A 2,398-nucleotide genomic window follows, 5' to 3' on the forward strand; every position below is an offset into this window, starting at 1 on the left:
GCCAGGTGCAGCGGCAGGTTGTGGGTGTGGTCGAAGAAGGCGATCGGCCGGTTCGGGAAGACATTCAGCGACCAGGCGAAGTTGAACTCGCCGAAGCCCACGCCGGCCCAAGGGTGCGCGGCGATCAGCGACAGCGTGTCGGACCAGATGGCGAAGCGCGAGCTGGAGATGTCGGATTTCTGCAGCTGCACCTCGCCGCCGAACACCGTCGCGTGGTGGTGCGCGATCGCGGCGTAGAGCTCGTAGAAGGCCCAGTAGGCCAGCGGCACCAGCCAGAGCTGGACCCGCGCGGCGCGCGACAGCCGGCGATCGACGACGCCCCACAGAGCCAGCAGCGCCGCACCGACCATGCCGGTGCGCGAGGCGGTGAGCACCACGCCGGCCAGCAGCAGCAACAGCACTGCGGGCACCAACCGGCGCGGCAGCCGCCCGCCCTCGCCCAGCCAGACGGTGGCGATCATCGCCCACAGCAGCAGGCTGCTGAGGTGGTTGGGCTGGCGCAGGTTGCCCACCGCCCGGTCGCCGTTGGCGCTGACGGCGATCCAGGTGCCGTCGGCCCACTGCGGCGCGTAGACCTGCACGAAGCCGATCAGCGTGCCGGCCACGCCGGCGATCAGCAGCGCGACGCAGAAGGCGGCGAAGGCGTCTTCTGCGTGGCCGCTGCGCTGCAGCGCGCTCGCCAGCGCAGCCACGAGCATCGCCGCCGCGAGCATGCCCAGTGCAGGCAGGGCCAGGCTCCAGGGCAGCCTGGCCCACAGCGGTGATGCGAAGGCACTGGCCGCCACCAGCAGCAAGGCCGCGAGCAGGGCGCTGGTTCCGGCGCTGCCCAGGGCACTGGCGGCACCGCGAGGCAGGGCCACTGCCAGCATCAGGGCCCAGGCGCCCCAGCCCACCATCGCAGCGGTCTGGTTGAGGAACGTGGCCGACGGCGGCAGGTTGAAGGCGATCAGCGTCGGCGCGGCCACGGCGGCCGCCGCCGCGACCAGCCAGTCGCCGCGCAGCGCAGCGCCCATCAGAAGAAGCCGTCGAGCGCGATGAAGCCGACCACGTTGCCTCGCGCATCCAGGAGCGCCACCCAGTCCTGTCGAGCCACGATGGGCGCGAATCGAGCTTCTTCGACGCGGACGCCCGCTTCGCGAAGGCGCGCTTCGAGGTCTTGCCTGCTAGCGGGGTAGCGGGCGATCAGGACCGAAACCGGTCGCGCTCGCTGCTGCACATCGTCCCGGGACTGCTCGTAAGGCTGCCAGAAGAGGGGTCGCTGGCCGATGTCGTAGCCCTCGAAACCCTTGATGAGCGCCTCCGTGTTCTCGGCGCCGTCGCGCGGACGTCGGGCTCCTAGCACCCACGGCCCCGTCAGCGGGAGATGCCGATAGGCCTCCGGTGCCTTGGGCAGATCGTCCATGTAGACATCGTTCGCGGTGACGACTCGGAAGCGGTCGACTTCGAAAACCAACGCCACCGGGCGCACCTGATACACCGTGTGCAGACCATAGGCCAGCGCCGCCACCTGCAGCACGACGATCACCGCCAAGTCGCGCTGCAGGTGGCGCCGGCCCTTGGCCAGGTCGAAGACCGCGAAGGTGAGCAGGGGACCGAGGATCACATCGACGGTGGTAAGCAGCCAGAAGAGCTCCTTCCCCCCGGAGATGATGCGGTACGGCCAGGGATACCACACGCCAAACACGAGCACGGCCGCCAGGATGGCCACCGCCAGGCTGAGGCAGAAGTGCAGGCCGGCGGCCTGGAGCCGCGAACGCAGGTTGGCTTGCGGAAGACGTAGCTTCATCGAACAGAAGATTCGACCTTTGCCCCGGGCCGCGGCACTTCCGGGCCCCCAATGAAAAAGGAGGGCGCCGAGGCACCCTCCTTCATAACGTAGCAGACTTTAGAAGCGGCAGTTCGCGGGAACGTACTTGTGAACCGTCGTCTCGCTGCCGGCAGCCGTCGAACCGGCCTGGCAAGCCCAGTCCACCGGAGCGCCAGCCTGCATCGGGCCGGCCAGGACGCCGGTGGCAGGGTTCAGCGTCGTGCCCGGGATCAGGCGAACGAAGATCGACGGCACGCCGACAGCGCCGGCGTAGTTGATGGTGATCGTGCCATCCCCCAGGACCGGGACGGCGGCAACGTCGGCAATCGCGATGCCCTCGACGTACTTGGTCGGAGTGAACTGGAAGCCGAACGCATTGGCGGGCGGGTTCGCCGTGCACGGGTCAGCACAGCCAGCCAGCGCCACACCACCGCGCGAACCGAACGTGTCAACGATGTTGCCCTTCAGCGGACCGGCCAGGTTCAGACCTTCGGTCACGCGCGAGCGGATCGTGTAGTCCTGGTAAGCCGGCAGCGCAACCGCCGCCAGAATGCCGATGATCGCCACGACGATCATCAGTTCGATCAGGGT

General features: G+C 68.8%; 3 protein-coding genes. All 3 read right to left on the reverse strand.

From position 1 onward, the window contains the following. Positions 1 to 1,013, reverse strand: a 1,013-nt coding sequence (locus AB7U92_RS01940; protein WP_428574173.1) for an O-antigen ligase family protein, incomplete at its 3' end; no start/stop codon positions are given. Next, positions 1,013 to 1,786: a TfpX/TfpZ family type IV pilin accessory protein gene (gene tfpZ / locus AB7U92_RS01945; protein WP_428574175.1), complete on the reverse strand. Its 774-nt coding sequence runs from the start codon at positions 1,784 to 1,786 to the stop codon at positions 1,013 to 1,015. The genes tfpZ and AB7U92_RS01940, both read right to left, overlap by 1 nt. A 99-nt stretch (positions 1,787 to 1,885) precedes the next feature. After that, positions 1,886 to 2,398: pilin (locus AB7U92_RS01950; RefSeq protein WP_428574177.1), on the reverse strand; the 513-nt coding region annotated here is incomplete at its 5' end.

The organism is Piscinibacter sp. (assembly GCF_050175855.1).
GTDB lineage: Bacteria > Pseudomonadota > Gammaproteobacteria > Burkholderiales > Burkholderiaceae_C > Piscinibacter.